The following is a 23,543-nucleotide window of genomic DNA, read 5'->3' on the forward strand; positions in this document are numbered from 1 at the left end:
AATTCCGTGAAGCCTGAGGCAGCCAAAAATGAACGCCATCGACCTTCTGAAAGCCGACCACGAAAAAGTCAAAACCATCCTCGGCCAGTTGAGTGAATCGACTGAGAGAGCGACCAAAAAACGCGTTGAACTGCTGGACAAGCTGGAAATGGAGATTTCCATCCATACCAAGCTGGAAGAGGAAATCCTCTACCCCGCCTTCAAGCAGGCCGGCACCAAGGAAGAGGACGTCATGTACTTCGAGGCCAAGGAAGAGCACCGCACGGTGGATTCGCTGGTGCTGCCGGACCTCAAGGAAACGGACCCGGGAACGCCTGAGTTTGCCGGGCGGGTGAAGGTGGTCAAGGAGTTGCTGGAGCACCATATCGAAGAGGAAGAGACGGAGATGTTTCCCAAGGCGAAGAAGCTGCTGGGCAAGGCGAAGCTGGATGAGCTTGGGGAGCAGATGGAAATGATGAAAAGCAGCTTCAAGAAGGAATGGGCGGCTAGCCATATGGCTGCGTAATTTCCCCCCTGTGGGAGCGTGCCTGCTCGCGATGGTTGTCAACGATAATGCGGGCTGCCTGAATGCCGTCGTTGATCGTGCGTTCATGGCGAGCAGGCTCGCTCCCCCAAAGGGGGCACGGGAGATCTGCGATGAAAAATCCGGCGGCCGACGTACAGGCCCTTTTACTCGAACCCAACGACTGGGTGCCCAACAACCCGCGCTTGCCGGTGCTGATCTACCCGCAAGCGTTTGCCGTGCAGGGCAGCGACCCGGCAGCCAGCATCGAACAGGTGTTCACCGCCAACGGCTGGCCACCGCAATGGCGTGACGGGGTTTACGACTATCACCATTACCACACCGAAGGCCATGAAGTGCTCGGCATTGCCAGCGGCCAGGCGCGGTTGATGATGGGTGGACCGGACGGCTACGAACTCCACGTCAGCGCAGGCGATGCGCTGTTGCTGCCGGCGGGCACTGGCCACTGCAACCTCGGCTCCAGCGACGATTTTCTGGTGGTCGGCGCCTACCCGCCGGGCCAGCGGCCGGACATCTGCCGGGATGCGCCGGATGACGCGCAGATGCAGCGCATCAAAGACCTGCCCTTTCCCGATTCTGATCCTGTACAGGGCAAGCAAGGCGCGGTAAAGCAATACTGGGCAGATCAATCCCGCACAGGATGAACCTTGCCGCTGAAGACCTTGAAGCCGTAGGTGTTGTAGATGAGCGTGACCGGGACCAGCACGGCGAAGCCGATCAGCATGAATAGCTGGCTGTTCGGACTGGAAGCGGCGGCTTGTAGCGTCAGGTTCGGCGGTACGATCAGCGGAAACAGGGCGATCACCATCAAGGCGAATGACAGCACGAAAATGCCCAGCGCGGCGAACAGCGGTACGTAATCCCTATGGCCTCGAAAGCCAAGCCTGAAAACGATCAGCAATGAAGCCAGCAACACCGAAGCCGGCAGCCAGACAAGCGGACTGGCGAGCCTTAACGCATACCGACTGTCCAGCATCGCCGTCCACACAACCAGAACAACCAGCAACACCACAGTGACGTTTGCCAACACCCTCGCCTGCCGGGCCGATCGCCAATGCAGCTCATCCACCGTGCGCCAGTAAAGCCAGCAGGCGCCCAGCCATGCGTAACCCACCACCAGCACCACGCCGCAATACAGCGGGAACAACTGCAGCCATTCGAGACCATCACCGCTGTACTGCCCGCCGCTGTGGGGCACGCCCTGAACCAGGGCCCCCAGCACCACGCCCTGGGTCATGCCCGCCAGCAACGAGCCGCACATCAGCAGACCATCGACCCAACGTTTGCTCCTGTCTCCCGGGGCGTGGTCGCGAAACTCCAGCGCGACTGCGCGCAGGATCAGCGCCAGGAACATCAGGATGAAAGGCAAGTAGAGCGCGGGCAGCAGGATGGCGTAGGCCAGCGGGAACAAGGCGAGCAGCCCGCCACCCGCGAGCACCAGCCAGGTTTCGTTGGCGTCCCAGATGGGCAGCAGGGTGATGGCGATGGCGCGTCTTTGGCGGCTGGAGCGGGTCAGGCCCAGCAGGATGCCAGCGCCCAGGTCGGTGCCGTCGAGAAGCACGTAGTTCAACGCCGAGAAGCCCAGGGCTGCGGCTGATAGCAGGGTCATCCAGTTGAGGTCGGTCATGGTCAGTCCCTATTTGAACGATACGCGCACCTGTGGCGAGGGGGCTTGCCCCCTCGCCACAGGGTTTGGCGCAAATTCAAGCGTCTCCTGTTTCATCAGCCAGCGTCGGCTGCGGCCCCGGCTGCTCTTCATGCGGTGGCTCGCGCAACACCCGCAACAACACCCAAAGCCCGACACCGAATATCACCAGATAAAAAACCAGAATCACCCAAGTCGATCCAACCACCTGCCCCCGCGACACCGCCGCCAGACTGTCCGCCGTGCGCATCAGCCCATAAATAGTGAACGGCTGGCGCCCAACCTCAGTCACCGTCCAACCGCTGAGCATTGCCACCAGCCCCGCAGGCGACATCAGCACGCAGCTGCGCAGCATCCAGCGCCGGGCGAACAGACGTCCCCGCCAACGCAATACCGCACCGACCAAACCCTGCCCGAGCATCAACACACCCAACCCCACCATCGCGCGAAAGGCGAAGAACACCACCGGCACCGGCGGAATATCCTCGGGCGCAAATTCGTCCAGCGCGGCGATGGTGCCGGTCAGGTTGTAACGCAGGTACAACGAACCCACATGCGGGATCGCCACCTCCCAGTCATTACGCCGCTCGCCCATGTTCGGCAGCGCGAACAGCCGCAAGGGCTCGCCCTCGCCTTCCGATGGCCGGCTCCAGGAAGCTTCGATGGCGGCGATTTTTGCCGGCTGTACCTTGAGCGTGTGCTCGCCATGCAAGTGCCCGACAACGAACTGCAAAGGCGCCAAAACCAGGATCGCCCACAGCGCCATGGACAATTGCAGGCGCGCCCGCGGGTTGCCCGAATCACGCAACAATTGCCAGGCGCCGACGCCCGCCACCACAGTCGCGGTGCCAAGCAGCGCAGCGAACGTCATGTGCACCAGCCGATAGGGAAACGACGGATTGAAGATGATCGCCCACCAGTCCTCGGCAATGAACCGACCATCGGCCGCGATGGCATACCCGGCCGGCGTTTGCATCCAGGAATTGGCCGAGAGTATCCAGAACGCACTGATCAGTGACCCCGCCGCCACTGCGCCCGTGGCGAAAAAGTGCAGGCGCGGGCCGACCTTTTTCAGGCCGAACAGCATGATCCCGAGAAAACCGGCCTCAAGAAAAAAAGCCGCCAGTACCTCGTAAAACATCAACGGCCCGAGGATATCCCCGGCCTGGGTCGACAACCGCGACCAGTTGAGCCCGAACTGGTACTCCATGATCAGGCCCGTGGCCGTGCCCACCGCGATATTGAGCGCAAACACCTTCAGCCAGTAGCGATAGACGTCCAGGTAAATCCGGCGCCTGCGCCACAACCAAAGCGCTTCGAGCACCAGCAGGAAGTTGGCCAGTCCAATGGTCAGCGCGGCGAGCACGATGTGAAAACTGATGGTGATCGCGAACTGCGCCCGCGCCGCCATCAACGCTGAATCAGCCGCTTCCATAACGCTCATTCAGCGCAAATTCCCTTTCAAGGACTGGCAGGTTCACCATCGACCGCCCTGTCCATGGACGAAACCGGCAGTGGCGGAAACTGTTCATTGAGCAGCGCGATGTGGTCCAGCGCCTGGCGAAACAGGGTGTCGGCCTTGCCACGTTGCTGCAGGTACTCCAGGAATTTCTCGCTGTCGAATTCCGGTTGTTCGAGCATTTCTGACGCGCAACGACTGAGGGCGTTGGCCTCTTCAAACAGTTTTTTGTTCTGCTCCATCGCGAAACGTCGGCAGGCCAGGAGCTGAGCGGCTGAGTAACGGGAATGCATGTAACGATTCCTTTTATAGGCGGCTCATGGGCGTGACGGAGATGGCGCAGGAGAGCCGAACCTGGTGCCCCAGAATCGACGCATTTTTAGCCGTCGATGTGCCTGTGACAGCGAGGTTCGAAGGAAAGATCAAAGTATTTGCATGCCGCCGGGCGGGAAATTCGCACAGGCGCTACCACTGGTAAAACCGAATGAATTTATGGTCCGGGCTGCTTCTCTGACGTTTACAGCCAGGAAAAGTCAGCGGAGCAGCCCTATGACAGCGCTAGAAAGGATCAACGAAAATTCGACTGCGGCGCCCACGTGCTCCCGTGACATCCCTTCCATCTATCACGTGGCCCTCAATTGCGAGGTGGATGCTCACACTGACCTGCTCAAAGACTTCCTGCACAGGCAACTGGATGCCGTGCGCGACCTGCCCTGTCCTCTTCCGGACGACGTCGCGCTGTGGCCTGACTGGATGGCGGAAAACGCCAGAGAGGTCGCCGATGAATATGCCCTGTACCTGCAAGGCCGCCATGCCGGTGAGCCCCGTCGCTTCTTCGGCAACAAGGCCCATGCGTTGTATTTCCTGCAACGGGTCGCGCCGGCCAAGCTGGTGGACGGCGCCTGGCTCTACAGCGCAGTCAAACACCCGACCGACTGGCGCTACCACGGCCTGATCCGCACCTATCTTGAAGAACTGGGCGACGGCGATCCGGCGCTGAACCATGTGGTGCTGTACCGCAATCTGCTGGCCAGCCATGACTGCGTGGCCTCCCATCAACTGGATGACGAGCTTTACCTGCAGGGCGCGTTGCAGCTGACCCTGGGGCATCTGGGGGATGATTTTCTGCCGGAGGTCATCGGCTACAACCTTGGCTACGAGCAATTGCCGCTGCACCTGCTGATCAGCGCTTTCGAGCTCAATGAGCTGGGGATCGACCCGTATTACTTCACCCTGCATGTGACCATCGACAACGCCAGCACCGGGCATGCGCGCAAGGCGGTGGAGGCGGTTTCGGCGTTTCTGGCCGGGGCCGGCGATCCCGATGGGTTTCTCGCCCGTCTGCGTCGAGGCTACATGCTCAATGAGCTGGGCAAGGGTTCGACCTCGGTGATCCAGTCGTTTGATCTGGAACAGGAGCTGGTCGGCATGCTCGAACGCAAGCGCTCCTTTGGCCAGCACATGCATTCCGATTACTGCCGGCTCGAAGGCAAGACGGTGAACGAGTGGCTGGCTGCTCCGGGGCAGATTCGCGGATTTCTGGCGGCGCTGGAGGAACGGGGCTGGATCAGGCGCTATGAAGACCCCGAACAGAGTCGTTTCTGGCAGCTTGTCGATGGCCCGGGCGCGGCGATGTTCGGGGTGTTCAACGGCTATGAGAAGCAGTTGCTGCGGGACTGGATTGCCGGGGATTCGCCGAGTGCGAATCCGTTCAGGGCGCAGTTCCGGCGCACGCAACCGGTACGGGCGATGGTTGACGAACCGTCTGGCGAGAACCGGCCTCTGGACGAGCTGGTCGGCAAGCTGTCGCCAGCGCTGCATCCCGGCCCCGAAGGCCTGCAAGCCACCCGCCTGTATGCCCGGCAATTCGGCCTCGCGGGGGGCAACCCATGAATCAGCTGAACGTCGTCGCACAGGACACCGAACATGACCTTCCGCTGCTGCAATTGGGCAGACGATTGCAGGCCGATCAATACCGCTTCATCACGGTGACGCCCCTGACCCATCAACGGGTGAACGCGCGTGCGGAGAATCATCGGGCGCGCCATCTGCGGGATATTTTTGGCTGGAGCCGGCCGTTCGAGTCCGAGCTGTTGCCCGAGGCGGAACTGAGGACTCTGATGGAGTGCGGCCTGCTGCGAGCCCACGGCGGGATGTGGCTAAGCGAGGTGCGGTGGTCGAGCATTGATGATTTGCTGTTCGTGCATTCGAGCTTTCCCACCACCAGCCATGATTCGGTGTTTTTCGGGCCTGACACTTACCGTTTCGCCCAGGCGATACAGGAGCATCTACGCACGTCCAGCCACAGGATCCAGAATGCCGTCGATATTGGTTGCGGCAGCGGCGCGGGGGCGATCGTGATTGCCCAGGCCCGGCGCGATGCCCAGGTGCTGGCGGTGGACATCAACCCCACGGCCCTGCGATACACGGCGGTGAATGCCGCGCTGGCGGAGGTCGAGAACGTGGCCACGCAGCCGAGCGATCTGCTGGGCAATGTGTTTGGGCAGTTCGATTTGATTGTCGCCAATCCCCCGTACATGCAGGACATCCAGCAGCGGGCGTATCGGCATGGTGGGGAGAATCTTGGGTCGGATCTTTCGGTGAAGATCGTTGGGCAGGCGATTGAGCGACTGGCGCCGGGTGGCACCTTGTTGCTGTACACGGGTGCACCTTCGGTGGATGGGGTCGATATTTTCTTCAAGCATGCGTGGCCGCTGTTCGACAGGCCTGACTTGAGCTGGACCTACAGGGAAATGGACCCGGATGTGTTTGGCGAGGAACTGGAAAGCGCGACCTATGCGATGGCTGAGCGTATTGCGGCAGTTGTGCTGACCGTCACCCGAATGCCAGCCAGTTAAGAATGTTCCAGACGATGAGAACACTGTGGCGAGGGTGATTCAAAGATAGGCAGGGTTATTCAGATGAGACTATTGTCCGGCCGCTTTTCACAGGCGTGTTCGCCCCGGCAGGTTTCCATCAGCAGATGATCCACGACATGGGACAAAGCCTCCTGATCACCCTTCCCGCGAGTCAGCACTTCCTGATAAACCTGCCGTTGCCGCTGCGCGCTGCTACCGTCGCTAATCATTCTGCGAATCTGCGCAAAAACACTCTCCACTCCCATCGCCCGAGCGGTTTTCTTCAGAATCCGCTCGGTCAAAAACAACCACTGCTCAAGGGTAACCGGCCGATCGAACCCTTCGACAAGAAACTCCGCATTCAGCCCCGAACGCTTGGCTCTCCAGCGATTTTCCATCAGCATCCAGCGCGATTTCTGCGTGTAGCTCGAACCCGGGCGCGGTAGTTCGATGGCGTAGGCGATCATCAGGCGAAAGAACGAAGCGATGCACAGCGCATCATCCAGGCGCGGGCAGGCGTCGGTCATGCGCAGTTCCAGGGTCGGGTACTTGGCGGAAGGCCTGATCCCCCACCAGCATTCGCTCGCGGACCTGATCGAGCCCGTTGAAAGCATGAAGGCGATGTAGGCGTTGTAGTCGAAGTGATCAGCGAGGTACTCCGGCACGCCCATGCGCGGCCACTCATCGCAGGCGGTCTGGCGATAGCTGTCAAAACCACTGTCACTGCCCTCCCAGAACGGTGACGAACTGCTCAACGCCAGGAGCAGCGGGGTCCAGGGCAGCACTTCGTTCATCACCAGGATGCGATCGAGCCGGTGGGGAATTTCCACATGCACGTGCAACCCCGACAGCAGACTGCGCCGCGCCACTCGTTGGTAGTCCTTGAACAACTGCTGGAAATGAGACTGGTCGGTGGCGTATTGCGTACGCCAATCGGCCATGGGATGGGAGCCGGCGCACACCAGGCCCAGGTCAAAGGGCTGGAGGGCATCGCGCAAAGCATCGCGGGCGTCGGTGAGGTATTCGGCGGCTTGCGGCAGGCTGGTGAACACCGGTGATGCGACTTCGATCTGCGCCTGGAACATCTCGTAAGCGAAGCTCTCGCCGACTGCCGCTTTACAGTGGTCGACAACCTCTCCGGTCAGTTGGCCGGGCATCTGTCGGGTGAACAGGTCCGTCACGAAATATTCTTCTTCCATTCCGAACTTCAGCTGTTCGTTCATTGCTCCTCCAGTGAGCCAAATGACGATCAGGTCCTTCGGCACAGGCGTCAGAGTGCGTTGCGGACGGGGAGAATCCGGTTCTTCTATGTGGAGGGAAGGCTCGAGCCAGACGTTCCCGTGGACCGACCGAAGGTTGGCGGGAGCTGGCGAATGGGGGGGATGCTACCGGCCTCATCGCGAGCAGGCTCGCTCCCACAATCCGCGCTAAACCGAAATCTCTGTAGGAGCGAGGCCGCGAAGAGGCTGGCAACCACAAAATATCTTCCGCTTGACACACCGCCTTCGCGGCCAAGCCTCGCTCCTACAGGTTTTTCGGGTGTATGCAGAATCTGCAATCAACCAGCTCCTACAGGGTTACTGGTTGATCATGGCACTGCAAACCGTCTCGATGGTTTGCACCAGTTCCTCGTACTGCACCGGCTTGGTCAGGTGCCGGTCGAAGCCGGCGTCGCGGGCTTTGTGCGGGTCGTTGCCGGCGCCGTTTTCGCGAGGCGGACGAGTTGTACCTGCAGGCGGTCAACAATGGCGACTTCCAGGAAATGTCCGAGCGCAGCAAGGCCTTCCACATGGCCATCGCCCACGCCAGCCACAACCCCTATTTCACCAGCACCTACGAGCGCCTGCTGGGCGAAGGCCAGCGCCTGCTGCACCTGCATTTCGACCACGTCGTCAGCTCCGCCAGCGCCCACCGCCTGGGCCGCGACCACGACGAAATGATCGAAGCCATCGCGGCGCGGGACGCGGACGCCGCGGAAAAAGCCGCGCATGAACACACGATGCTGTTCCAGCAGCGTTTCCTCGACTACATGCGCCAGAACCTCACTGCCGCCATCAGCGTTTGACCCATCCCCCGCAGGCTGCGATCTCTTGTAAAAAATCAAAGGATCGCAGCCTCGTTGCACTCGGCAGCTCCTACAACGCCCTGTGTCGTCCAGAATCTCTGCGCGGAAAACCTCCAGATACGCACATTCATACAATCACTGCCCGCGACAGCGCCGTGAAAATGTCCGCTCTCTCAAGCGTCCCCAGGCTATGGGCACTCGATCAGGAACCGGATGAATGCGCGTCACTTACTGGCTGCTTTGGCTACTTCCCGCCACCAGTGCGGCAGCCCTGGCCGACGAACCCTTGGCGCAAGGCTTTGTGGATGGCTCGTCACTCAACCTGCTGAACCGCAACTTCTTCCTGCAAAGCGACTACCGATCCCCTACCCCGGCCAACCAGAGCTACAAGCAGGAGTGGGCCCAGGGTTTCATCGCTTCCTTCGCCTCCGGTTTTACCCCGGGCACTATCGGTTTCGGGGTCGATGCCCATGGTTTTCTCGGGGTGAAGCTCGACGGTGGCAAGGGGCATGCCGGGACGGGGTTGCTGCCGCTGGATTCGGACGGGCGCAGTGACAGCAACTACTCCAGTGCCGGTGGCGCGGTGAAGCTGCGTACCTCGAAAACCACCCTGGCCTACGGCGAGATGATGGTGGAAACCCCGGTGTTCGACACCGCTGACAAGCGCCTGCAACCGGAATACGCCACGGGGTTTGTGCTCGACAGCCGGGAGCTGGACGATGTGCATGTGCAGGCCGGGCGTTTCACGGCGTTCAAGAATCAGGATGCGTCGACCGGCAAAGGAGATTTCACCGGGTATGGGGCGAGTACCGATACCGGCGGGATCAGCTTTCTAGGTGCGCAGTTGTTCGAAGATCAGCCGTTGGGTGGTGCGTTGTATGCCTCGCAGCTGAGCGAGACCTGGCGGCAGTACTACGCCAACCTGCACCTGAACCAGTCCGGGTTCTTTATCGACGGGAACGTCTATCACACCCGGGATTACGGCGAGGCGGCGGCCGGGGCGATCGATAACACGGCTTATAGCCTGTCGGGGAAATACAAGGTGGGGGCGCAGGGCTTCACCCTGGCCTATCAGAAGATCCACGGTGATACGCCGTTCGATTTTGTCGGGGGCGATTCGATCTATCTGGCCAACTCGATCAAGTACGCCGACTTCAACGGCCCCGGCGAGCGCTCATGGCAGGCGCGTTACGATCTGGATATGGGGGCTTTCGGTGTTCCCGGTCTGACGTTCATGACCCGCTATGTCGCCGGTCGCGGCATTGACGGTACTCATGCGCCGCAAGGGGGCGCGTACAACCCGTTCGATCCGGATACCGGCCAGTTCGTGCCGCAGCAAGGGGATGGCGGACGCCATTGGGAGCGGGATATCGATGTGCACTACGTCGTGCAATCGGGTCCGGCGAAGAATCTGTCGATGAAGCTGTCCCATGTGACCCATCGGGCCAACAGCGCCCAGGCCGGGGATGACATTGACCGGATCTACATCGTCCTCGAGTACCCCCTCAGTTGGGGGCACTTTTGAACCGGGTCAGGCGAGCTTGATCACACCACCCTGAATCTCGTCCCGCGCCATGCGCAGGTCGGTGGCGTCCTGGTTGAGCTGGTGAATCAAATTGAACAGCCGTTGCCGCAACACCTCGTCCTTGAGCTGTTCAGTTGCACGCATCACATCCAGCGCCGCGGCTTCATTGTTGCTGGCGACGGAGTCGAGCAGTTTGCGCATGCTTCTCGATGGCCGATTCATCGTGGATCCCTTCTGATTTGGTGGAGCGGATGATACGGGGGCTTTGTTGCGTCTATGTTTCAGGATTCTCGGGTCGCCTACCAACTCCGAACACACCGCAGTTCCCTGTGGGAGCGGGCTTGCCCGCGAAGGCGTCAGGTGGGCCGGCATCATTGTTGGATGTGCCGGCCTCTTCGCGGGCAAGCCCGCTCCCACAAGTTTCTGCGTTGATCACAAATCCCGTGTAGGAGCTGCCGCAGGCTGCGAACTTTTGATCTTGCCTTTAAAAGATCGCAGCCTCGTTGCACACGACAGCTCCTACAGTGATGGGTGTAAGCCTGTCAGCCCGCCACGCTCTCGCGAATCAGCTTTTTGTTGATCTTGCCAACGCTGGTCTTCGGGATTTCGCTGACGAATTTGAACTGCTTGGGGATGGCCCATTTGTTGATGCGGCCGCCGTCGACGAAGGCTTGCAGGTGGGCTTCGAGCAGTTTGCGGTCCAGGTATTGGCCGGTTTCGCACACCACCATGGCCATCGGGCGTTCGCCCCACTGCTCGTCAGCGATGCCGACCACCGCCACCGACATCACCGCCGGGTGTTCGCTGATCAGGCTTTCCAGTTCCAGGGAGCTGATCCACTCGCCGCCGGTCTTGATCACGTCCTTGATCCGGTCCTTGATTTCCACGCAGCCCTGCGGGTCGATCGAGGCCATGTCGCCGGTGTGCAGCCAGCCGCCGTCCCAAAGCTCGGCGCCCTTGCCCTTCTCCTTCAGGTAACCTTGGGTCAGCCACGGTGAGCGCACCACGATTTCGCCCAGGGACTCGCCGTCGTGGGCGACATCCTGGCCGTTGGCGTCGATGATTTTCAGGTCGACCATCGGGATCGGCGTGCCGGTCTTGATCCGTGTCGGCAACTGCTCCGTCATCGGCTTTTTCAGGTCCTCATCACGCAGATAGGTCAGGCACAGCAGCGGACAGGTCTCCGACATGCCATAACCGGCATGCATCACCATGCCCCGGCTGCTGGCTTCGCTGGCGATGCCCAAAGGCAAGGCACTGCCGCCGATGAGAATCTTCCAACCGTCGAAGCGACCCTTCTTGCCCTCTTCGCAGTTGAGGATCATCTGCAAAATCGTCGGCACACAGTGGGAGAAGCTGACCTTCTCTTCTCGATACAGGCGCACCAGGCTGTTGGGCTCGTAACGCCCCGGATAAACCTGCTTGAGCCCCATCAGGGTCGCCACGTACGGCACGCCCCAGGCATGCACGTGGAACATCGGGGTGATCGGCATGTACACGTCATCCGAACGCAGCAGCGGCTGGCCCTGGTACACGCCCAGGGTGCCGACCGCGTTCAGGGTGTGCAGCACCAGTTGCCGATGGGTGAAGTACACGCCCTTCGGATCGCCGGTGGTGCCGGTGGTGTAGAACAGCGTCGCCACCGAGTTCTCGTCGAAATCCGGGAACTCGTACTGGTCCGACGCCTCGGCCAGCAGCGCCTCGTACTCGCCGATCACCGGCAGCGAGGCATTGGCCGCTTCGTTGTCGCTCAGCTGCACGAAGCCCTTCACCGTGGTCAGGCGATCCTGGATCTGCTCGACCAGCTGCAGGAAGTCGTCATGCACCAGCACCAGGTCGTCCTCGGCGTGGTTCATGGTGAACAGCACCTGCTCCGGCGACAGGCGAATGTTCACCGTGTGCAGCACCGCGCCGATCATCGGCACGGCGAAAAAGCATTCCAGGTAGCGATGGCTGTCCCAGTCGAGCAAGGCTACGGTGTCGCCGGCCTTGACCCCGGCCGCGGTCAGCGCATTGGCCAGGCGGCGGATGCGCTGGTTGAGCGTCTGGTAGCTGTAGCGCAGCTTGTCGGCGTAGACGATTTCCCGGCCCGGCTCGTAACGCACGCCGGACAACAGCAATTGCTTGATCAGCAAGGGATAGGCGTAGGCGCCTTCGGCGGGCGGAATTATTTTTGTCGCCATCATCAATAGTTTCCTTGTTCTTTAGAACTGGTCGGCTTGCAGCGCGAAGAGGCAATCGCTACCGGCCTTGGCCGATGCGCTCAGCGAATGGATACGCGGCAGCAGTCGAGCGAAGTAGAAGCGCGCGGTGGCCAGCTTGCTGGTGTAGAAATCGTCCGAAGAATCGGCAACCAATGCGGCCCCCGCCATCTGCGCCCACATGTAGGCGTAGGCGGTGTAGCCGAACACGTGCAGGTACTCCACCGAGGCCGCGCCGACTTCATTCGGGTTGTGCTGGGCGCGGTCGAGCAGCCAGTCGGTCAGTTCGTCGAGAACGTCCACGGCAGCGTTCAGCGGCTTGGTGAACTCGCCCAGTTCGGCGCTGGCATTGGCGGTGAATTCGCGGATTTGCGAAGCGAACAGACGGTAAAGCGCCCCGCCACTGCCGACGATCTTGCGCCCGGCCAGGTCCAGGGACTGGATGCCATTGGTGCCTTCGTAGATCTGGGTGATGCGCACATCACGCACCAGTTGCTCCTGGCCCCACTCGCGGATGTAGCCGTGGCCGCCGAAAACCATCTGCCCGTGCAGGGTGGTTTCCAGGCCCATGTCGGTGAGGAACGCCTTGGCCACCGGGGTCAGCAACGCCACCAGTTCCTGGGCGCGGTTGCGGGCCGTGGCGTCTTCGCTGTACTTGGCGGTGTCCAGTTGCAGCGCGACGTAGCTGGAGAACGCGCGGCCGCCTTCGTTCAGGGCCTTCATGGTCAGCAGCATGCGGCGCACGTCCGGGTGGACGATGATCGGGTCGGCGGCCTTGTCCTTGTTCTGCGCGCCGGTGGGCGCACGGCTCTGGATGCGGTCCTGGGCATAGGCCAGGGCGTTCTGGTAGGAACGCTCACCCTGGGCCAGGCCCTGGATACCGACGCCCAGGCGCTCGTAGTTCATCATGGTGAACATCGCCGCCAGGCCCTTGTTCGGCGCATCGACGATCCAGCCGGTGGCGCCGTCGAAGTTCATCACGCAGGTGGCCGAGGCCTTGATGCCCATCTTGTGTTCAATGGAACCGCAGGACAGCGCATTGCGCTCACCCAAAGAACCGTCGGCATTGACCAGCACCTTGGGCACCAGGAACAGCGAAATGCCCTTGGGCCCCGCCGGTGCATCCGGCAGGCGCGCCAGCACCAGGTGGATGATGTTTTCGGTCAGGTCCTGCTCGCCGCCGGTGATGAAGATCTTGCTGCCGCTGAGCTTGTAGCTGCCGTCAGCCTGGGGCTCGGCGCGGGTGCGGATCATGCCCAGGTCGGTGCCGGCGTGGGCTTCGGTCAGGCACATGGAACCGGTCCAGGTGCCGGCGTACATGTTCGGCAGGTAAGCGGCCTTCAGCTCTTCGCTGGCGTGGGCGTTGATCGACAGGCAGGCGCCTGCCGTCAGCATCGGGTACAGGCCGAACGACAGGCTGGCGGCGTTGACCATTTCTTCGACCTGCGCCGAGATCGCCTTGGGCATACCCATGCCGCCGTAGTGCGGATCACCGCCGACACCGACCCAGCCACCTTCGGCGAAAGCCTGATACGCCTGGGCAAAACCTTGCGGCGCGTTGACGGTGTCCGGGCTCCAGGTGCAGCCCTGTTCGTCGCTCGGGCGGTTCAACGGGGCAATGACCTCGCCCGTGATCTTGCCGGCCTCTTCGAGGATCGCGGCCGCGGTGTCTTCGTCGATCACCTCGGCCAGGCGGGGCATTTGCGCCCACAGCCGGGAGACCTGGAAAACCTCGTTGAGTACGAAGCGCATGTCGCGCAGGGGAGCTTTGTAGTCAGACATTGTTGGCTTACTCGGAAGTGGTCAGGGCATGCGGTACGCCCGGACGTTCAGTGGTTTCAATGTTTTCGGGGGTTGCAACGGCACCGGTCGCCGGTACCCGCTCGCGCAGCAGGAAGTACGACAGGGCCGGGATCAGGATCAGCGCGCCGAGCATGTTCCACAGGAACATGAAGGTCAGCAGGATGCCCATGTCGGCCTGGAACTTGATCGGTGACCAGACCCAGCACACCACGCCCGCCGCCAGGGTGATGCCCACCAGCCCGACCACCCGGCCGGTGAAGGACACGGCGTTGCGATAGGCCTGGGACAGCGGCAGCCCCTGGCGCTGGAAGTGCAATTGCACGCTGAGCAGGTACAAGGCGTAGTCGACGCCGATCCCCACGCCGAGGGCAATCACCGGCAGGGTCGCGACTTTCACGCCGATGCCCATGGCGACCATCAGCGCCTCGCAGAGGATCGAGGTCAGCACCAGTGGCAGCAGCGCCACCAGGGTTGCGCGCCAGCTGCGGAAGGTGATCAGGCAGAACAGGGTCACCGCCGCATACACGTACAGCAGCATGGTGTGGTTGGCTTCGCGCACGACAATGTTGGTCGCCGCCTCGATCCCGGCACTGCCGGCCGCCAGCAGGAACTGCCGGTCCGGGGTGCTGTTTTCACGGGCGAACTTGTCGGCAATCGCCACCACGGCGTCGAGGGTCTCGGCCTTGTGGTCCTTGAGGAAAGTGATCACCGGCATCACCGAGCAATCGGTGTTGAACAGTTCCGGCGAGTTCACCGAAGCCTGCTGGGCGGCGTAGTTCAGCACGTCCTGGTTGCGTTGGATGCTGTTGAGCTTGGGATTACCCTCGTAAGTGCCGGCAGTGATCTGCCGAACCGCGTTGACCAGCGAAGCCGTGGCCTGCACGCCCGGATACTGTTGCAGCTCCCAGGCCAGGCGATCGGCGAGGATCAGGGTCTTGTAGTTCAGGCAGCCTTCGGGTGCGGTCTTGATCATCACCGCGAACAGGTCGCTCGACAGCGCGTAGTGACTGGTGATGTAGGCGTTGTCGCGGTTGTAGCGCGAGTCGGCACGCAGCTCCGGCGCCCCGCTTTCCAGGTCGCCGATCTTCAGATTCTGGCTGACCATGAAGCCGCCAACGCCCATCAGCGTCGCCACCAGCACGGCGCCTGTGGCCCACTTGGCGCCGGTGAAGCGATCAAGCAAGTCCCAGAGTTTGCCGAAGCCCTTGCTCTTCTCGGCGCGGGTATCGATTTTCAGCGCCCGTTCGGCAGCCTTGGCACCGACGCCGATATAGGACAGCGCCACCGGCATCAGCAACAGCGAGGTGAAGATCAGTACCGCGACACCGATACTGGCGGTGATCGCCAGATCCTGGATCACCGGAATATCGATCAGCATCAGCACCGCGAAACCCACGGCGTCGGCCAGCAACGCGGTCACGCCGGCGATGAACAGGCGGCGGAAGGTGTAGCGCGCGGCGATCAGCTTGTGGGTGCCACGGGCGATGTCCTGCATGATGCCGTTCATCTTCTGCGCGGCATGGGACACGCCGATGGCGAAGATCAGGAACGGCACCAGCACCGAGTACGGATCGATGGCATAACCCAGCCAGGCGACGATGCCCAGCTGCCAGACCACCGCGATCAGCGAGCAGCCGACCACCAGCAGGGTGCTGCGCACGCAACGGGTGTAGGCATAGATGATCACCAGCGAGGTCACCACAGCCAGGCCGAAGAACATCATCACCTGGATCAGGCCGTCGATCAGGTCGCCCATCAGCTTGGCGAAACCGATCACCCGCACCTTGTAGGGACCCTTGCCCTCCTCCCCGGCCTTGCGCGCCGAAGCGTCACCGCCAAACTCGATCTTGTCGCGCAACTGCTCTTCGAGCATCTGCGAAAAGGCGTGATAGTTGATCGGCTGGCCACCGGCGGCGGCCTTGTCCAGCAACGGCACCACCAGCATGCTCGACTTGAAGTCGCTGGCGACAAGACTACCCACCAGGCCCGCGCGGGCGATGTTCTGGCGCAGTTGCTCGATCTGTTCCGGCTTGCCCGCATAGGTGTCGGGCATCACCGGGCCGCCCTGGAAGCCGTCTTCGGTGACTTCGGTCCAGCGCACACCCGGGCTCCACAGCGACTTCATCCAGGCGCGGTCGACGCCTTCGCTGAGGAATAGCTGGTCGTTAACCTGCTTGAGCACGTCCAGGTAGCCGGGATCGAAAATATCGCCCTGGGTGTTTTCCACCACCACCCGCACCGAGTTGCCCAGGCCGCGCAGCGATGCGCGGTTTTCCAGGAAGTTCTGGATGTAGGGCTGACTCTGGGGAATCATCTTTTCGAAGCTGGGACGCAGCTCCAGACGCGTGGCCGCCATGTAGCCCAGCAGCACCGTGGTCAGCGCCATCAGCAGCATGAACAGCGGGCGGAAGTTGAACACCAGGCGTTCGAGGATGTTGCCGGAGCGCGGGTCGAAATCCCGCAGATCGCGGATCACCGGCATGGCGTCTTGTTTGATATTGCCCATGTCTGGGTTCTCGCTCTTAGGGTTCGAGGGCTGCTTTTTGCGCGGACTCGGCCGGCAGCGTTCGGGCGCCGCGGCTGCCCGCCAGCACCAGCCTGCCGTCGGCGGACTGGGTGGCACCGGCGACCGGGGTCAGGGTCGGTTGCTGCACCAGGTGCATCTGCTCGCCCGTGCCCTGGCTGACCAGCATCTGCCCGCCCTGGGTGAACAGGCGGTAGTTGCCTAGGGCATCGACCAGGCCGGCGGTGATGCTGATGTGCAGACCGGTGTCGAGCGCGGTCCAGTTCTGGCCGCCGTCGGTGCTGCGCAATACGTTGCCGCGCAGGCCGTAGACCAGCACTTCACCGGGCTTGCCGAGCACGCCGAAGAAACTGCCCTGATAAGGCGTCGGCACGGCGACGAAGCGCTGGGCGCTTTCGTCCCACTTGAGCAACAGGCCCTGCTCGCCGGCGATGTACAGCGCATCGCCCGTGGAGGCGATGGCGTTGAGGTGGAAACCCTGGGGGTTGTCGGTGCGATCCTGGAACGGCGTCCAGCTCTGGCCACCGTCTTCGGTGCGCAGGATCAGGTTGAACACGCCCACGACGTAGCCGACCTTGTCGTTGGCAAACCAGACATCCAGCAGCGGTTTGTCCGCGCCCTGTTCGACCAACCTTTGGCCCTCGGCAACCAATAGCGGCCATTGCTCGTTGTTCGGCTCGGCCTTGGCCAGGTCCGAGTAATGCTTGACCAGCAACGCGCCGATCTGGCGACCGTCCAGTTGCCGGGTCCAGGTCGCACCGGCGTCGCTGCTGTGCAGCACCACGCCGTCGTTGCCCACCGCCCAGCCTTGGGTGGCGGTCGGGAACGTCACGGCGGTGAGGTCGGCACTGACCGGCACGGCGGCCTGCTGCCAGTGCTGACCGGAATCATCGGAAAACAGAATGTGGCCACGCTGGCCGACGCTGATCACCCGCGAACCTGCGCGGGTCATGCCGGACAACGGGCTGTTGATCGCGAGGGCGCTGGTTTTGGCGGGCAGGTCCAGCACATCGACGTAATCGGCGGCAAAGCTGACGCTCTGCAATACGCTCAATACGACGCCACAGGCCAGCTGCAAGTAATTATTTTTATATGAACACATACCGCGTCCTCTTCGGAAAACCGCGTCGGGACACAGGTGCGTGTACCCGACGTTCAAACGGCGCGCGCGCTTTGCCGCAGGGCCCGCCGTCTTGTGGACGGCGGCCCCTGTGAGCGCACTGTGTAGCGGGTGTTTTAGCGAATGCCGGCGCCAGCCAGCGATTCGGAAGACCACTGGGCCTTGGAGAGCGGATCGGTGTACTTGATGCCGCCGTACGGGCCGACCACACCGTTGATGTTGTAGGAGCCGCCAACCAGGTCATAGATCATGAACGGCGTGGAGTCCGGCACCTGCTTGTCGTAGCTCTGGCTCAGGAAGGCGAACGAACCACGGTAGAGCTGACCACGGGCGTCGTACTGGTCGGAGGCCAGAGCGGTCCAGCTGTCTTCGTCGAGGTAGAAGCGGCGCTTGGCGTAGATGTGACGGGCGCCGGCCTTGAGGGTGCCTTCGACGACCCACACGCGGTGTTTTTCCCAGCGCACGAAATCCGGAGCCAGGTGGTTGGCGGTGGTCAGCGACTTCGGATCCTGAGCGTAGGTCAGCTTGTAGGTGTTGTAGGGCACGATCATTTCCTGCTTGCCCACCAGCTTCCAGTCGTAGCGGTCCAGCGCACCGTTGAACACGAACACGTCGTCGTAGGTGCCGGCACCGGCGGTACCCGGGTTAGGCGTGTCGTAGGCCAGGTTCGGCGCCAGTTTCACCCGACGCTGCCCCGGCAGGTATTGCCAGGCGCGACGCGGTTGCTGCAGCGGGTTGGCGGCGTCCTTGAGCATCACCGCTTCTCCGGCGCGGCGCGCAGGGCCGGTGTAGGCCAGCTTCATCTGGTAGTAGACGTCGGCGCTGCTGATCGGCTGCGTCAGGTTTTCGTAGATCGGGTAGGAGATGAACGCCTGCCCGGTAATCGCCAGGCTCGGCACGCCCGCGGCGTCGACGTTCCAGGAGTCGTACTTGGAACTGATGTTCACACCCTGATAACGCAGCAGGAAGTTCCACATCGCTTCGTTGCCCGATTGCGGAATCGGGAACGGCACGCCGGGCAGCACGTTGTCGATGGCCAGGCCGTTTTCCAGGGACTTGGCGCCGCTGGCGTTCTTCACGCCGTTATCCAGAATCGCCTGAGGCAGCGAAACAGTGCGGTGAGTCGGGTACACGTCGACGCGGAACGTCGGGAAACGCTTGGCCAGTTCCACGGTGGTCGCGGTCAGCAGGTTCTTGTACTGATCGACGTTCTTGCCATCGATCGACACCAGCGGCTTTTCACTGGCGAACGGGTCCGGACGCATGCTGTCGCCGGACTTGAAGCTGGCCGGCGGCGTGGTCAGGCCACCGTTGTAGGCCGGGATCGAACCATCGGCGTTGCCGGCTTTTTCGGCGCCGACCAGGGTCAGGCTGGTGCCCAGTTTGGCAGCGTCCTGGGGGGACACGGCGGCCAGCGCCTGACCGGCGAAGATCAGGGCGAGCGATGTGGCCAGCGATGTTTTCAAAAAGGTTTGAGCAAATTTCATCTTGATATTCTCCTGCTTGCGTCGAGCAAATCAGTGGTGAATCAAAAAGTGGTTTTCATCGTCAGGTACAGGGCGCCGCGGTCCTCGGTGGTGGCACCGCCACCGGAGAAGGACGAGTAGCCGCCGGCGTAGCAGGCATAGTTTTCGTTGCCGCTGAAAGCGTTCGGGGTCGAACCGTCACCGCCAGTCGGGCCGGTGCTGACACCGCTGACGTTGCACTTGTCGGTCTTGCCGAAGGAGTCCACGTATTTCAGATCGACGAAGTATTTGTTGTACACAACGGCCCCCAGGCCCACTGCGTAGTTGCCGGTGTCCTTGGCACCGCCACCGGAGACCGGTGACACGCCGTCCAGACCGACGTTGATGGACATTGGTGCGTTGAGATCCACGCCCGGGAACACCTGGTACCAGGTCGGGGTGAAGTTGATTGCCAGTCCCCAGTTGTCGCGAGTCGGCTGGTCAATGCCGCGATAGCTGTCCTTGCCTTTGTAGAGCGCCTCGTTTTTGCTATCGAGTTTGAGAAGGTTGCTGTAGTAGAGCTCGGCGAGCACGGTCGCCTGATCGAAAACCGGGGTCTTCGACAGGGTCATCAGGCCGTTGATGGTCCAGTGCAGGGTGTCACCGGTGGCGGCCATGGCATCACCCTTCTGTGGGGTGTCATACACGATGCCGGTGGCGGCGGTGCGAGCCGGCAGCAGGCCCAGGCCCTGGCCCAGTCCCAATGGGCTGTTGGTGCTGACGATCGCCGGAATACTGGCCAGCGGCATGTTGTGGCGAACGTTCAGGTCCGAACCCACGCTCACCCCGCCGATGTCCTTGGACAGGCTCAGGCCGACGATCTTGATGTTGTCGGCATAGGCCAGTTGATAGGTGGCGGTGCTCAGGGAGTTCAGCGTGTTGACCACTGCCGGGACCTGGCCTGCCGGGCGCGTGCCGTTGGCATTGGCCGAGCTGATGCCACGGGCGTCCAGCCAGGCTTGCGGGAGGATCTCCGAGGTTTCGCGGTAGTAAACGCCCAGGGTGCCGTCCAGCCACGCTGGCGACCACTTGGCCATGATGCCCCAGTCGCCGCGCTTGTCCGGCGTCAGGTCGTGGCCGCGACGTACATTGGTCAGCGCATTGCACGGCGCCAGGCCGCAGCCCAGAGGACTGCCAGGCACGACAGCATTAGTGTTACCCAGCAGGAACGACTGCGCGCCGAAACCGACCAGGTCGGAGCCGCCGTAGTAGGTGCCGGCTTCTGGTAAGCGAGCGGCGTCCCAGTCGAGAAAGTACTGCGCACCGATGGTCAACTCGGGGTTGACGGTGAACGACATCGACAGCTGGTTACGCGGAACGAACAGTTCCTTGGCTTCGGTGCCTGGGGAGGCGGCCAGCTTGGCCAGGTCCAGGCCCGACTGGCCGTAGCTCATCGAGTGCACAGGGTTGAGGATGGTTTCGCCCCAGAACACGTTGTGCTGGCCGGCCTTGACGCTGAGCATCGACTCCTCGCCCACTTCGGTGCTGTAGAACACGAAGGCATCGAGGATTTCGCCGGAGGGACCGGTGTAATAGCGCTGGGCATAGTTGCTCAGGTGCGGGCTGCCGTTGCCGACGTTGTCATTGGTGACCGGCGCCAGGCGCGGGTCGTTGGCTACAAGACCGGACGTCGAGCCATTGCCGTTGACGAACGGGTTGGAGTTGGAGCCGGTGTTTTCGTAGGCCTTGTCGTACCAGCTGGCGGCGCTGACGCGAAAGCCCATGGCGTTCTGGTAGACAACGTCCATCTCGGTCAACAGGTCGATACGGTTGGTGATGTTGGTACCGGCCTTGCGGAAGTTGTAGTCGCCGTCGTTGTTGTTCGGCGTTCCCAACATGCGCTTGTCCGCGCTTTCGGTGCGCACGCCGTAGTTGTACTTGATGGTGTTGTCGACACGCATCGTCCAGTCCGGATTCCCCGTATCGATCTCGACTGCCTGCACTACCGGAGTAAAGGCAGCGGGCATGATGGCGGCCAGGATGGCCGACGCCAGCAGGCTGTAGCGTGGAGCGGTGAAGCCGTGACTCTTGTTGTTGTGCATTGCGTTGTCTCCGCCTTTTTCTATTTGTTTTAAGCGCAGCCGCCCTCTCGCAAGCCTCTTGTGAGCCTGCGTTTCAGGAATGAGGGCAATGGCCGGTTGCGTGTTGCCGGACCGGCTCCTGTATTAGCGATCCAGCTCCAGGATGAGCGCCTCGGCTTGCTGCCATGGGCCAAATCCTGCGGCCGGATTGAGATGGCCGACGTCGCCCAGATCGAGCAAATCGGCGCCCCAGTTTTCCGCCATGCGCGTGGCGGCGGTGAAACTGGCCAGGTGATCGTTGGTGCTGGCGGCCACGATGCTCGGGAACGGCAACGGACCTTGGGGAAGTGGATTCCAGCCCTGACTCTTCAGGGTCTCGGAAGAAGGATAGTTGGACGGCCAGACCGCATCGAGGTCCGGCGGTGCGGCCAGCAAGGCGCCCTTGATCGGACGGCTGTACTGCGCGGCCCAGTGGGCGACCATCAATACGCCGGCGCTGTGGGCGACCAGGATCACCGGGCCGTCGATCTGCTCCAGTTCATGCTGGATCGCACGAACCCGCGCGCCACAGTCGAGCTTGTCGGTTTCCAGCGGCGGCACACTGCGTACCTTTTCGAGCTTTGCTTCGAGCAGCGTTTGCCAATGTTCGGCAACGTGCTCGCGCAGGCCCGGTACGATCAGAACGGTTGCGGCAGTTTGCAGTTTGTCCACGTCTACACCTTCGCTATCACGGTGAATCGGCTGACTCGGTGGTCAGCGCTTTCTTGTAGTACTGACATTAAAGACCCCCCACCCCGGGCGCTTTTCATTGGACGTCAGGCACTTTTCTTTTCATGACAAATGGGCATTGGCCATCGCTGTGCTACCGTTGATCAAGAAATCCCACGGTTGCAGTGCAGGCCGCTGTAATCAATGGGTGCAGCTCGATCGAGACGTCTGGGACGGGTGATTTTCGGCCCTTCGCAGCGACCGTCGGCGGCGAATTCGCAACTGTTCAATCGATGATGTGCTGGCTATAGTCGCCACGCTTGTTTCCACCGCAATTGGCCCGGGAAAGACCATCGCATGACCAAGCTTGTACGCGCCGCTGTGTTGACCAACTACCTGGAGGTCACTCAGTACCTGTCGTTCAACCCGCGTGATGTATTGGCGGGCGTCGGCCTGAGCAAGGCCCAGCTGCAAGCGCCCGAACACCGCATTTCCATCGATGCCGCCGTGCGTCTGCTGGAAGATTCGGCCGCCGCCAGTGGCTGCCAGAACTTCGGCCTGAGCATGGCCGAATCGCGGCAGTTGTCGGATTTCGGCGTGGTCAGTCTGTTGCTCAGTCACCAGCGCACCTTGCGCGAGGCGTTGCAGGTGGTGGTCAACTATCGGCACCTGATGAACGACTCATTGGCGATCTTCATCGAAGAAGCCGGCAAGATGGTGATCATTCGCGAAGAGGTGGTCACCGAATCGCCAATGCCCAGCCGCCAGGCCACCGAGCTGGCACTGGGGGTGATGTTCCGCCTGTGCTCCGCCCTGCTCGGCTCGCACTGGCATCCCTACAGCGTCAACTTCACTCACCAGGCGCCGGAGAATCTGCAGCTGCATCGGCGGTTGTTTGGTTGCACGCTGGAGTTTGGCAGCGAGTTCAATGGCATCGTGTGTTCCGATGCGAGTCTGGACATGACCAATCCGAATGCGGACCCGGCCATGGCGCGGTATGCGCAGAGTTATCTTGATTCGCTGCAGAGTAATGAAGGCGCTTCGATGCTGTTTGAGGTGCGCAAGGCGATTTATCTGTTACTGCCGATGGGGCGTGCCACGATCGAGCAGGTGGCGCAGAGTCAGGGGATGAACGTGCGGACCTTGCAGCGGCGGTTGAAGGACGATGGGTGTGCGTTTAACGATGTGATCAATGATGTGCGTCGGGATCTGGTGTTGCGGTATCTGGATAATCCGAACTACTCGCTTAGTCGTATTGCGGACATGCTTGGGTATTCCATGGCCAGTTCGTTTACCCGGTGGTTCATCAGCCAGTTCGGCATGCCGCCGGCGGCGTGGCGGGCGTCGCATAAGCAGTCCAAACACTCCGCCATTCCGCCTGACCTGTAGGAGCGAGCCTGCTCGCGAGCTTTTGGGGCTGTGTACATATCCGTTGCTGTGGTAACGGCCGCTTTCTCTGTTTCGGCCTGGCGGCCGACTCCCTTTGGCAAACGCCGGAGTGCCGGCCCAGCCCAAAGGAAGCAAAGGTCTTGCCCCGACGTTCGGTCCCTCGCCAAGGCTCGGGATCCCTTCGCTCCGGCATTCAT

At 61.8% G+C, this 23,543-nt stretch carries 18 protein-coding genes and 1 pseudogene; 7 read left to right on the top strand and 12 right to left on the bottom strand.

Translation table 11 applies throughout. The features are described 5' to 3' along the window. Positions 1–28: 28 nt before the first annotated feature. Both HNO86_RS27235 and HNO86_RS27240 read left to right on the top strand, forming a co-directional pair. The gene (locus HNO86_RS27235) at positions 29–505 is read left to right on the top strand and encodes a hemerythrin domain-containing protein (RefSeq protein ID WP_175380021.1); all 477 of its coding nucleotides are present in this window, start codon (positions 29–31) and stop codon (positions 503–505) included. A 131-nt stretch (positions 506–636) separates the two neighbouring features. Beyond that, positions 637–1,167, top strand: a complete 531-nt coding sequence (locus HNO86_RS27240) for a cupin (RefSeq protein ID WP_175380022.1) — start codon at positions 637–639, stop codon at positions 1,165–1,167. Here the strand turns inward: HNO86_RS27240 and cydB are convergent. The 3 genes from cydB to HNO86_RS27255 form a co-directional block, all read right to left on the bottom strand. Further along, complete coding sequence (cydB, locus tag HNO86_RS27245) at positions 1,149–2,150, bottom strand: cytochrome d ubiquinol oxidase subunit II (protein WP_175380023.1); 1,002 nt, start codon at positions 2,148–2,150, stop codon at positions 1,149–1,151. The two genes, HNO86_RS27240 and cydB, sit on opposite strands and share 19 nt — an antisense overlap. Positions 2,151–2,226: 76 nt before the next feature. Continuing rightward, positions 2,227–3,612 carry a cytochrome ubiquinol oxidase subunit I gene (locus HNO86_RS27250; protein WP_256672788.1) on the bottom strand — a complete coding sequence of 462 codons (1,386 nt, stop codon included), beginning with the start codon at positions 3,610–3,612 and terminating at the stop codon, positions 2,227–2,229. A 17-nt stretch (positions 3,613–3,629) separates the two neighbouring features. Further along, positions 3,630–3,920: a hypothetical protein gene (locus tag HNO86_RS27255; protein WP_175380024.1), complete on the bottom strand. Its 291-nt coding sequence runs from the start codon at positions 3,918–3,920 to the stop codon at positions 3,630–3,632. 256 nt (positions 3,921–4,176) lie between these two features. Here HNO86_RS27255 and HNO86_RS27260 point away from each other — a divergent pair, with 256 nt between their 5' ends. Both HNO86_RS27260 and HNO86_RS27265 read left to right on the top strand, forming a co-directional pair. After that, the gene (locus HNO86_RS27260) at positions 4,177–5,520 is read left to right on the top strand and encodes an iron-containing redox enzyme family protein (protein ID WP_175380025.1); all 1,344 of its coding nucleotides are present in this window, start codon (positions 4,177–4,179) and stop codon (positions 5,518–5,520) included. Then, entirely contained in the window at positions 5,517–6,485 is a 969-nt protein-coding gene (locus HNO86_RS27265) for a methyltransferase (protein ID WP_175380026.1), read from the top strand. The genes HNO86_RS27260 and HNO86_RS27265 overlap by 4 nt, the downstream gene beginning before the upstream one ends. 59 nt (positions 6,486–6,544) lie before the next feature. Here HNO86_RS27265 and HNO86_RS27270 read toward each other — a convergent pair whose 3' ends face one another. Then, the gene (locus HNO86_RS27270) at positions 6,545–7,708 is read right to left on the bottom strand and encodes a carboxylate-amine ligase (RefSeq protein WP_175380027.1); all 1,164 of its coding nucleotides are present in this window, start codon (positions 7,706–7,708) and stop codon (positions 6,545–6,547) included. Positions 7,709–8,196: 488 nt separating this feature from the next. Between HNO86_RS27270 and HNO86_RS27275 the strand changes: the two are divergent. Together HNO86_RS27275 and HNO86_RS27280 are read left to right on the top strand one after the other, a co-directional pair. Then, positions 8,197–8,550: pseudogene (locus HNO86_RS27275) on the top strand (FCD domain-containing protein); the annotation flags it as partial. Positions 8,551–8,767: 217 nt separating this feature from the next. Then, complete coding sequence (locus HNO86_RS27280) at positions 8,768–10,075, top strand: OprD family porin (protein WP_175380029.1); 1,308 nt, start codon at positions 8,768–8,770, stop codon at positions 10,073–10,075. 6 nt (positions 10,076–10,081) lie between these two features. Here the strand turns inward: HNO86_RS27280 and HNO86_RS27285 are convergent, their stop codons facing one another. The 8 genes from HNO86_RS27285 to HNO86_RS27320 all read right to left on the bottom strand — a co-directional run bounded on the left by HNO86_RS27285 (position 10,082) and on the right by HNO86_RS27320 (position 21,960). Next, positions 10,082–10,297, bottom strand: a complete 216-nt coding sequence (locus HNO86_RS27285) for a hypothetical protein (protein ID WP_175380030.1) — start codon at positions 10,295–10,297, stop codon at positions 10,082–10,084. A 320-nt stretch (positions 10,298–10,617) separates the two neighbouring features. After that, the gene (locus HNO86_RS27290; protein ID WP_175380031.1) at positions 10,618–12,261 is read right to left on the bottom strand and encodes a fatty acid--CoA ligase; all 1,644 of its coding nucleotides are present in this window, start codon (positions 12,259–12,261) and stop codon (positions 10,618–10,620) included. An 18-nt stretch (positions 12,262–12,279) separates the two neighbouring features. Then, positions 12,280–14,058 carry an acyl-CoA dehydrogenase C-terminal domain-containing protein gene (locus tag HNO86_RS27295; protein ID WP_175380032.1) on the bottom strand — a complete coding sequence of 593 codons (1,779 nt, stop codon included), beginning with the start codon at positions 14,056–14,058 and terminating at the stop codon, positions 12,280–12,282. A 7-nt stretch (positions 14,059–14,065) separates the two neighbouring features. Then, entirely contained in the window at positions 14,066–16,585 is a 2,520-nt protein-coding gene (locus tag HNO86_RS27300; RefSeq protein ID WP_175380033.1) for an RND family transporter, read from the bottom strand. Positions 16,586–16,601: 16 nt separating this feature from the next. Then, positions 16,602–17,705, bottom strand: coding sequence for a YCF48-related protein (locus tag HNO86_RS27305; RefSeq protein ID WP_175380034.1), 1,104 nt, complete (start codon positions 17,703–17,705; stop codon positions 16,602–16,604). Between the two features lie 134 nt (positions 17,706–17,839). Then, positions 17,840–19,210, bottom strand: coding sequence for a DUF1329 domain-containing protein (locus HNO86_RS27310; RefSeq protein WP_175380035.1), 1,371 nt, complete (start codon positions 19,208–19,210; stop codon positions 17,840–17,842). A gap of 41 nt (positions 19,211–19,251) precedes the next feature. Next, positions 19,252–21,270 carry a DUF1302 domain-containing protein gene (locus HNO86_RS27315; RefSeq protein WP_175380036.1) on the bottom strand — a complete coding sequence of 673 codons (2,019 nt, stop codon included), beginning with the start codon at positions 21,268–21,270 and terminating at the stop codon, positions 19,252–19,254. Between the two features lie 123 nt (positions 21,271–21,393). Beyond that, positions 21,394–21,960: an alpha/beta hydrolase gene (locus HNO86_RS27320; protein ID WP_175380037.1), complete on the bottom strand. Its 567-nt coding sequence runs from the start codon at positions 21,958–21,960 to the stop codon at positions 21,394–21,396. Between the two features lie 354 nt (positions 21,961–22,314). Between HNO86_RS27320 and HNO86_RS27325 the strand changes: the two genes are divergently transcribed. Further along, positions 22,315–23,346, top strand: coding sequence for an AraC family transcriptional regulator (locus tag HNO86_RS27325; protein WP_175380038.1), 1,032 nt, complete (start codon positions 22,315–22,317; stop codon positions 23,344–23,346). Positions 23,347–23,543 lie beyond the last annotated feature (197 nt).

It is taken from the genome of Pseudomonas sp. C1C7 (genome assembly GCF_013359595.1).
GTDB lineage: Bacteria > Pseudomonadota > Gammaproteobacteria > Pseudomonadales > Pseudomonadaceae > Aquipseudomonas.

Excerpts from the sequence above, each read along its gene's own strand:
- HNO86_RS27235 (WP_175380021.1), top strand. The coding sequence starts at position 29 with ATGAACGCCATCGACCTTCTGAAAGCCGACCACGAAAAAGTCAAAACC.
- HNO86_RS27240 (WP_175380022.1), top strand. The coding sequence starts at position 637 with ATGAAAAATCCGGCGGCCGACGTACAGGCCCTTTTACTCGAACCCAAC.
- cydB (WP_175380023.1), bottom strand. The coding sequence starts at position 2,150 with ATGACCGACCTCAACTGGATGACCCTGCTATCAGCCGCAGCCCTGGGC.
- HNO86_RS27250 (WP_256672788.1), bottom strand. The coding sequence starts at position 3,612 with ATGAGCGTTATGGAAGCGGCTGATTCAGCGTTGATGGCGGCGCGGGCG.
- HNO86_RS27255 (WP_175380024.1), bottom strand. The coding sequence starts at position 3,920 with ATGCATTCCCGTTACTCAGCCGCTCAGCTCCTGGCCTGCCGACGTTTC.
- HNO86_RS27260 (WP_175380025.1), top strand. The coding sequence starts at position 4,177 with ATGACAGCGCTAGAAAGGATCAACGAAAATTCGACTGCGGCGCCCACG.
- HNO86_RS27265 (WP_175380026.1), top strand. The coding sequence starts at position 5,517 with ATGAATCAGCTGAACGTCGTCGCACAGGACACCGAACATGACCTTCCG.
- HNO86_RS27270 (WP_175380027.1), bottom strand. The coding sequence starts at position 7,708 with ATGAACGAACAGCTGAAGTTCGGAATGGAAGAAGAATATTTCGTGACG.
- HNO86_RS27280 (WP_175380029.1), top strand. The coding sequence starts at position 8,768 with ATGCGCGTCACTTACTGGCTGCTTTGGCTACTTCCCGCCACCAGTGCG.
- HNO86_RS27285 (WP_175380030.1), bottom strand. The coding sequence starts at position 10,297 with ATGAATCGGCCATCGAGAAGCATGCGCAAACTGCTCGACTCCGTCGCC.
- HNO86_RS27290 (WP_175380031.1), bottom strand. The coding sequence starts at position 12,261 with ATGATGGCGACAAAAATAATTCCGCCCGCCGAAGGCGCCTACGCCTAT.
- HNO86_RS27295 (WP_175380032.1), bottom strand. The coding sequence starts at position 14,058 with ATGTCTGACTACAAAGCTCCCCTGCGCGACATGCGCTTCGTACTCAAC.
- HNO86_RS27300 (WP_175380033.1), bottom strand. The coding sequence starts at position 16,585 with ATGGGCAATATCAAACAAGACGCCATGCCGGTGATCCGCGATCTGCGG.
- HNO86_RS27305 (WP_175380034.1), bottom strand. The coding sequence starts at position 17,705 with ATGTGTTCATATAAAAATAATTACTTGCAGCTGGCCTGTGGCGTCGTA.
- HNO86_RS27310 (WP_175380035.1), bottom strand. The coding sequence starts at position 19,210 with ATGAAATTTGCTCAAACCTTTTTGAAAACATCGCTGGCCACATCGCTC.
- HNO86_RS27315 (WP_175380036.1), bottom strand. The coding sequence starts at position 21,270 with ATGCACAACAACAAGAGTCACGGCTTCACCGCTCCACGCTACAGCCTG.
- HNO86_RS27325 (WP_175380038.1), top strand. The coding sequence starts at position 22,315 with ATGACCAAGCTTGTACGCGCCGCTGTGTTGACCAACTACCTGGAGGTC.